6 protein-coding genes and 1 pseudogene are annotated in these 7,927 nt (G+C 67.2%); 5 read left to right on the forward strand and 2 right to left on the reverse strand.

Annotated elements, in window-relative coordinates; all coding sequences use genetic code 11:
* On the reverse strand, window positions 1-853 hold an 853-nt coding region (locus M3461_12975; GenBank protein ID MDQ3775189.1), incomplete at its 3' end, for a DUF11 domain-containing protein.
* A gap of 66 nt (window positions 854-919) precedes the next feature.
* On the reverse strand, window positions 920-1,342 hold the full coding sequence (locus tag M3461_12980) for a hypothetical protein (GenBank protein ID MDQ3775190.1): 423 nt from the start codon (window positions 1,340-1,342) through the stop codon (window positions 920-922).
* Between the two features lie 326 nt (window positions 1,343-1,668).
* Between M3461_12980 and M3461_12985 the strand changes: the two genes are divergently transcribed.
* The 5 genes and pseudogenes from M3461_12985 to M3461_13005 form a co-directional block, all read left to right on the forward strand.
* On the forward strand, window positions 1,669-3,969 hold the full coding sequence (locus M3461_12985) for an ABC transporter permease subunit (protein MDQ3775191.1): 2,301 nt from the start codon (window positions 1,669-1,671) through the stop codon (window positions 3,967-3,969).
* An 18-nt stretch (window positions 3,970-3,987) separates the two neighbouring features.
* Window positions 3,988-5,667 (forward strand): phosphate ABC transporter permease PstA, encoded by a 1,680-nt coding sequence (gene pstA / locus M3461_12990; protein MDQ3775192.1) that lies wholly within the window; start codon window positions 3,988-3,990, stop codon window positions 5,665-5,667.
* 178 nt (window positions 5,668-5,845) lie between these two features.
* Window positions 5,846-6,595: pseudogene (pstB, locus tag M3461_12995) on the forward strand (phosphate ABC transporter ATP-binding protein PstB).
* 21 nt (window positions 6,596-6,616) lie between these two features.
* Window positions 6,617-7,342 (forward strand): phosphate signaling complex protein PhoU, encoded by a 726-nt coding sequence (phoU, locus tag M3461_13000; GenBank protein MDQ3775193.1) that lies wholly within the window; start codon window positions 6,617-6,619, stop codon window positions 7,340-7,342.
* A 213-nt stretch (window positions 7,343-7,555) separates the two neighbouring features.
* A partial coding sequence (locus M3461_13005; GenBank protein MDQ3775194.1) for a DUF4189 domain-containing protein occupies window positions 7,556-7,927 on the forward strand: 372 nt, incomplete at its 3' end.

Here is a 7,927-nt window from a genome sequence, read left to right on the forward strand (position 1 = left end):
GCTCGGAGACTGCCGCAGGGACATCGAGGAACACGGTCCCGTAATCCCCTTCATCGGCGTCGGCGAACGCATAGTCGAACTCGATAAAGCTCGCGCCGGCTGGGATATCGACATCGAAGCTGATGGAACTCGAAGAGGCCGTCTCAGGACAGGCGATCTCCCCATTCACAAACTCGCAACCGGCCGGCAGAGGATTCTCCAGACCCAACGGCGTCGTGCGGATCACGTCGACGACCGTGGTAGCGGTCGAGACCGAGTTGTTCCCCGCATTCGGATCGGTCTCGTTCGCCTCGACCGAGGCCTGATTGGTGATCGTGCCCGGCGCCGTAGGGGTGACGCTGACGGTCACGGTGACCTGGGCGCCGCTTGCGATCCTGCCGAGGTTGCAACCTACAGGGTCAGTGCCGCCGCAAGAGCCTTGAGTCGTCGTGACCGCCCCGGGCGTGACGCCCGCGGGCAGATCATCGGTGAGCGTGACGCCCGTGGCGCTCCCCGGTCCGTTGTTCCGGATCACGAGGGTATAGCTGAGCTGCTGGCCGGTGGTCACCGCGCCGGGCGCATCGGTATCGGTCGCTGTTGTAAGGGCAAGGTCTGCCGAGCGTGGGCGTGGCGGCGCCTGCGGTGGGGCCGGCGGTGGCGATGGCGGTGGTGGCGCCGGTGGCGCTGGCGATGGTTCCGGCGGCGGCTCTGGCGGTGACGCCGGCGGGTCTACCAGAGGCGGGTCTACCAGAGGCGGGTCTACCAGAGGCGGATCCACCGGCAGCTCCTGCGCGGCGGGGCCCACATACGCCAGGGAAAGCGCGAGCAGGAGGCCGAACAGGCCGAGGTTCTGGGGTCGACGGGACTGAAGCATCGGAACGAAAATCCAGAACCCAACCGGGCACACCTTAACACATATTCCAGGTAGTGATAGTCGTGATCAAGAGGGTCTCGCAGGCCCTGGTGCCGGTACATCTCCGCCAGGCCATGGAGCGCCCAGCCGTTGTTGGGCGCATCGCGCAGGCTGACTCGGAATGCCGCCTCGGCGCCATCCAGATCCCCCGTGGAGAGCAAAACGGCACCGAGCGACTGGCGCACCGGATAGTACACAGTGCGGCGGCTCCGCGTAGGCGAGCCGGTCCTGAATGGCCACGGCCTCATCGAACGCGGTACGCGCCGCCGAGAGGTCCCCTCGTGCTTGCGCGATGCGCCCCTCGAGCACATGGCGTGCGACCGTGAGGACATCGATCACCGGGATGCCGGCCGCCGCGAGCGCAGACCAGTCCGGTCCTCCGGCTATCCCGCCGCTGGCCTCGGCCTCTCGCGCCGCGGCCTCGAGGTCCCGCCGGGCCGCATGCACCACGCCGCGGGCGTAATGCTACGGGGCTGCGACGAAGGGAGGTCGCAACGGTTTCGCGGAACGGGGGTTTTGTTTCGATTGTTTCCGCCTCGCTTAGTGCGCCCTTAGTGCGCCCTACAGGGCGTCTTGATCCGTCATCCGCACCTTCTCCCGGAGGGAGGTCTGGGGAGGGGTGGGTACTGCGGAGCGGTTTCTCCACAGTTGGGCCGCTGGCCTGGCTCTGGAGGACACCGGCCTGGGTTCCCGGCGTGCCGGGGGTGTAACATAACCGTCATGTGGCATGCCTACGATGGCCGCGATGAATAGCGCGTTGAGAGATGAGTGGGGCGGTGAGAGGAACGGCGCTGGCGGGTGAGGCGGCCGTGGCGACGGTCCGTGAGTCGGCGGTCCAGGAGTCGAAAGCGCATCGGCGCTGGCGGCTCCTGGAGGACCGTTGGACCCGCAACCTCATGGCCGCGGGCGGGGTCGGCGTCATCATCACCATCCTTCTCATCTTCGTCTACCTCCTCTACGTGGTCCTGCCGCTCTTCGCGTCCGCCTCGATCCAGCCTGCGCCGAGCTATCCGGTCCCAGGCGGGCCGGCAGAGACCCTGTGGCTCGGCACCGAGGAGTATGCCGAGATCGCCCTCCGGCTGACCGCTGACGGCCGGACGGTATTCTTCAAGACCCAGGACGGGCAGGTGATCACCGAAGCACGGCTGGCGCTCCCCGAGGGGCTCTGGATCACCTCCCACGCCGCTGGCGATCCGCGCGCGGCCACCCTGTCCGTGGGGCTGTCGAACGGGACCGCCCTGGTCTTCCGCCATCAATATAGCGTGAGCTTCCCGAACGATGTCCGCACCCTGACCCCCGAGATCACCTACCCGCTCGGCCCAGCACCGGTGGCGGTCGACCCCGAAGGCCACGCCCTGACCCGCCTCGCGGTCCAAAGCCAGGACCAACAAACGACGCTCGTGGCCCTGACCGAGGACGGCCGCCTGTTGGTGGCCAACTTCGCGGCGACGCGCTCACTCCTGGAGGAGGACGAGACGATCACGCGGCGGGGCGCCACGATCCCCGTGGACCACGGTCCCATCACCCACCTGGCGCTCGGTCTCCTGCAGCGCGAGCTGTACACCGCGAGCGGCGATGGGTCCATTCACTATTACGACATCACCCAAAAGACCGCCCCGACCCTGGTCGACAAGGTCGGCGCCGTCGGACACGGCCAGACCGTCACGGCGATGCAGTTCCTGAGTGGGGGGATCTCGCTGCTCGTCGGTGACTCGGCGGGGGCGATCATCCAGTGGTTCCCGGTGCGCGACCACCGCAACAGCTACAGCCTCAGCCGCGTGCGATCGTTCTCCGCACAGACGCATCCGATCACCCAGATCGCGCCTGAGTTCTCCCGCAAGGGCTTCGCGGCCGTCGATCGATCCGGGACGCTCGGGCTGTATCACACCACCGCCGAGCGCACCCTCCTGGTCCAGCGGATCATCGAGTCACCGGTCGACTCGCCGGTCGAGGCCGTGGCGATGTCCCCGCGGGCGGACGCCCTCTTGGTCGAGGACGGCGGCGGAGGACTGCGATTTTTCCGCATCCACAACGAACACCCCGAGGTGTCCTGGCACTCGCTGTGGGCAGAGGTGTGGTACGAGAGCCGCGAGCGCCCGGAGTACCTGTGGCAGTCGTCCGCGGCCACCGGCGATTTCGAGCCCAAGTTCAGCCTCACCCCCTTGACGCTCGGGACCCTCAAGGCGGCCGTGTACGCGATGCTATTCGCCGTCCCGATGGCCATCATGGGCGCCGTCTACACCGGGTATTTCATGTCCGCGGGGATGCGCCAGATCGTCAAACCCAGCATCGAGGTCATGGGGGCCTTGCCGACCGTGATCCTGGGTTTTCTGGCCGGGCTGTGGCTCGCGCCCTTCGTCGAGGCCAACCTCGCCGGGGTCTTCGCGGTCCCGATCGTGGTGCCCGTCGCGGTGCTCATCGCGGCTTATCTCTGGAGCCGCCTGCCGGACGCCCTCTCCCGCCGGGTGCCGGAGGGCTCGGAGGCCGCGCTGCTCCTGCCGGTCGTGGCCGCGGCGATCTACGTGGCGCTCGTCGCCGGTGAGTGGCTGGAGGTAACGCTCTTCGCCGGGGACATGCCGGCCTGGCTGACCCGCGAGCTCGGCATCAGCTTCGATCAGCGCAACTCGCTGGTGGTCGGGATCGCGATGGGTTTCGCCGTCATACCGCCGATCTTCACCATCAGCGAAGACGCGATCTTCAGCGTGCCGCGCCATCTCACCCTGGGCTCGCTGGCGCTCGGCGCCACGCCCTGGCAGACGCTCACGCGCGTGGTGATCCTGACCGCGAGCCCGGCGATCTTCTCGGCGGTCATGATCGGCCTGGGCCGCGCGGTGGGTGAGACCATGATCGTGCTCATGGCGACCGGCAACACCCCCATCATGGACTGGACTATCTTCCAGGGTTTCCGCGCGCTGTCGGCCAACGTCGCGGTCGAGATGCCCGAGACCGAGGTCGACAGCACCCATTACCGGGTGTTGTTCCTGGCGGCCTTGGTGCTGTTCCTCGCGACCTTCCTCTTCAACACGGTCGCGGAGGTCTTTCGCCAGCGCCTGCGCGAGCGCTACAGCAATCTATAAGGTGCGGGCGGACATCGCATGACGGGCCGGTCCGAGCTCACGGGATGGGTCCATACCGGCAGCCCGTGGGTGTGGCTGACGGCGGGCTCGGTGAGTCTCAGCCTGTACATGGTCTTCGGGCTCCTCTTGCTCATCGCCGTCCACGGCATGGGGCACTTCTGGCCCGGGCGCATCGCCGCCATCGACTACCGTGAATCCGACGGTACCAAGACCAGGCTCTACGGCGAGATCGCGGACCATGAAGAGGTGCCGGCCGCCCGCCTCGAGGAGAACGGGTATCGGCTCCCGGACGGCGTCGTGACCGGCGAGCGACTGCTCATCAAGACCGGTAATCGCGACGTCTACGGCCGCGATTTCCGCTGGATCGCCGCGCCCGGCATCGAGCGGATCGATTATCCCCCGGCGCTTCTGGCCGTCGAGCGCGAGGAATGGGGCAATGCCTACGGATACCTGGTGGAGGTCCGCGAGGACGGTAAAGCGATCACGACCTCGAACACCGACGAACCGCCGCTGGCGGAGGTGCAGGCGCGGCTCGATCGCAAGCAGGCGCTCGAGGAACAGATAGGTCACCTGGAGCGCGACCGTATCGGCGCGGTGAACCACGCCATGGAGCAACTGCGTCTCGAGGGTCGCGCGCTGGAACTGGGCGGGGAGCCGGACCCGCGCGCCCTGCAAGCCATCGCGGAGGAGCGGCTCGCGCTGGAGGCCGAGTACGAGCGTCTCGGCGTCGAGCTCGGCGCGCTCGGTCACGAGATCGAGCGCGACTCTTTGCAGCTCAGGCTCGCCGGGGGCGAGGACCTCACCATCCCGCTGGCCAAGGTGGTGCGCGTGTACCGGCCGAACGAGATGGGGATCTTCGACAAGCTCGGTCATTACCTCACGAAGCTCACGGAGTTCGCGACCGACGAGCCCCGCGAGGCCAATACCGAGGGCGGGATCTTCCCGGCCATCTTCGGCACCGTGCTCATGGTCCTCATCATGAGCCTCGTGGTGGCGCCCTTCGGTATCGTAGCCGCCGTCTATCTCCGGGAATATGCGAAGCAGGGCCCGCTGACCCGTACCATCCGCATCGCCGTCAACAACCTCGCGGGGGTGCCGTCGATCGTCTACGGCGTGTTCGGGCTCGGGTTTTTCGTGTATTTCCTCGGGGGCAACATCGACCGCGTGTTCTTCCCCGAGGCCCTGCCGGCCCCGACCTTCGGGACCCCGGGTCTCCTGTGGGCCTCGCTCACCCTCGCGATCCTGACCGTCCCGGTCGTGATCGTCGCCACCGAAGAGGGCCTGGCCCGCATCCCCGTGGCCATCCGCGAGGGCAGCCTGGCGCTCGGGGCGACCAAGGCCGAGACCCTGTGGCGCATCGTCCTGCCGATGGCGAGCCCGGCGCTCATGACCGGGCTCATCCTGGCCGTGGCGCGCGCCGCCGGCGAGGTCGCGCCGCTCATGATGGTGGGGGTGGTCAAGCTCGCCCCCTCGTTGGCCATGGACGGCAACTTCCCCTTCCTGCACCTCGATCGCAAGATCATGCACCTCGGGTTTCACATCTACGACGTGGGTTTCCAGAGCCCCAATGTCGAGGCGGCGCGCCCGCTCGTGTATGCCACCGCGTTGCTCTTGGTCGTCATCGTCGTGGTGCTCAACCTGGCCGCGATCCGGATACGCAACCAGTTGCGGGAGAGATACCGTGCTTCGGAAGATTGAACAACCGGCCTTGAAGGCCGTGGACCCCAAGGGCGTCGCCCGACCTGCCGCCACGCATGGTTTCGAGGGTTTCGATGCCGAGGCCGCGGACGCCCAGGGTATCGACACGAGGGCCAAAGGCTCCTCTTCTTCTCTCCAGGCACGGAGGCCCGAAGCAGCGCCGGCGGCGGGCCGCAAGGTCTGCCTCGAGGTCGCGGGTCTCGACCTCTATTACGGCGAGAACCAGGCCCTCAACGCCATCACCATGTCGATCCCCGAGCGCCAGGTCACGGCCTTCATCGGCCCGAGCGGCTGCGGCAAGTCGACCCTCCTGCGCTGCTTCAACCGCATGAACGACCTCTATGATCACGTGCGCATCAAGGGCGAGATCCGGCTCTTCGGCCACAACATCTACGCCGCCGACACGCCGGTGTCCGATCTCAGGCGGCGGGTCGGGATGGTGTTTCAGAAGCCCAACCCGTTTCCGAAGTCGATCTACGAGAACGTCGCCTACGGGCTCAGGCTGCAGGGGGTCAAGAAGCGGCGCGTCCTGGACGAGGCCGTGGAGCGGGCCATCAAGCGCGCCGCCCTGTGGGACGAGGTCAAGGACCGGCTCAACGACGGCGCCATGACCTTGTCGGGCGGGCAGCAGCAGCGTCTCGTCATCGCGCGCGCCATCGCCATCGAGCCGGAGGTGTTGTTGCTCGACGAGCCGGCCTCCGCGCTCGACCCCATCTCGACGCTCAAGATCGAAGACCTCATCTATGAGCTCAAGACCGAATACACGATCCTGATCGTGACCCACAACATGCAGCAGGCGGCGCGGGTCTCCGACCACACGGCCTTCATGTACCTCGGGGATCTGATCGAGTTCGACGAGACCAAGGTGCTCTTCACCAAACCCAAGAGGAAACAGACCGAGGACTACATTACCGGCCGCTACGGCTAGCCCTCGACGAGGAGAAAAGACATGAGCGCGACCCAACTCCCACAGCACATCTCCCACCAGTTCGACAAGGAACTCGAGGACGTCCGGGCCCGCGTGCTGGAGATGGGCGGCACGGTGGAAGAGCACCTCACGACGGCGTTAGACGCCCTGGCCGACCGGAATCCGGGGCTCGCCGAGCTGGCGGCGAGCAACGACTACAAGGTCAATACCATGGAGATCGACATCGACGCGGACTGCACGGCGATCCTGGCGCGGCGCCAGCCGGCCGCGGGGGATCTGCGGCTGGTGCTGGCCATGACCCGCATCACCACCGACCTCGAGCGCATCGGCGACGAGGCCAAGAAGATCGCCCGCGTGGTCCTGCGCCTGACGGAGTCGGAGGGCCCCAAGGCCTATTACATCGGGGTCTTGAACATGGGCGGGCGCGTCCGGCAAAACCTACGCGCCGCGCTCGATGCCCTGGCGCGCATGGACTCCAGGGCGGCCTTGCAGGTGGCGCGTGAGGACAGCTTGGTAGACCAAGAATACGACGCGATCATGCGCCAGCTCATCACCTACATGATGGAGGACCCGCGCAGCATCACCCGCGTGCTGGACACCGCCTGGGCGGTACGGGCGCTGGAGCGCATCGGCGATCACGCCAACAACATCTGCGAGAGCGTCATCTACCTGGTGGACGGCAAAGACATCCGCCACCTCAGCTACGAGGACCTCGACGAGGAGCCTGAGGCCGGCGGTTCCGGCTGAGGGACCGCGCGCCGGCGAGCGTTCGATCAGGGATTCGGCTCGGAATGCGGGTCGGTCGGAAACACCGATTGGGCGCGTTCGCTAAGGTACTTACTGCATCCGGCCCAGGAGGTCGACCGGCCTCTTGGGATCCCCGGCGCGCCAAACAGGGTTGGTCCCTGGCTCCGGTTTGCTATCATGCCAGCATCGGGTACCCGGAGCGGCGTTTCGAACATGGCAGCGCTTTGGATACTGGTTTCCAGCCTCGTGCCCCTACCGAGTTTCTACGGGGCCATCGCCTACGATCGCCAGGGCGGGGCCTACGGCTTCGCCTACGATCAGCCCTCCCCGGTCGCCGCGGGCCGGCGCGCGCTCGACCGGTGCGGGAGCCCGGGTTGTGGGCTGGTGCTCGAGTTCGTGGACGGCTGCGGGGCCTACGCGACCGGCCCCAACACCGCGGGTGCCGGCAGCGACTATACCCGGACCACGGCCGAGGACCGGGCGCTCGCCCAATGCCGTAGCGCGGGCGGCAACTGCCAGGTCAAGGTGTGGACGTGTAATTCGACGCCCGGCACGGAACCGCCCGCCGCGCCCCTGGAGCCGCCT

The organism is Pseudomonadota bacterium, assembly GCA_030860485.1.
Classification (GTDB): Bacteria; Pseudomonadota; Gammaproteobacteria; order JACCXJ01; family JACCXJ01; genus JACCXJ01.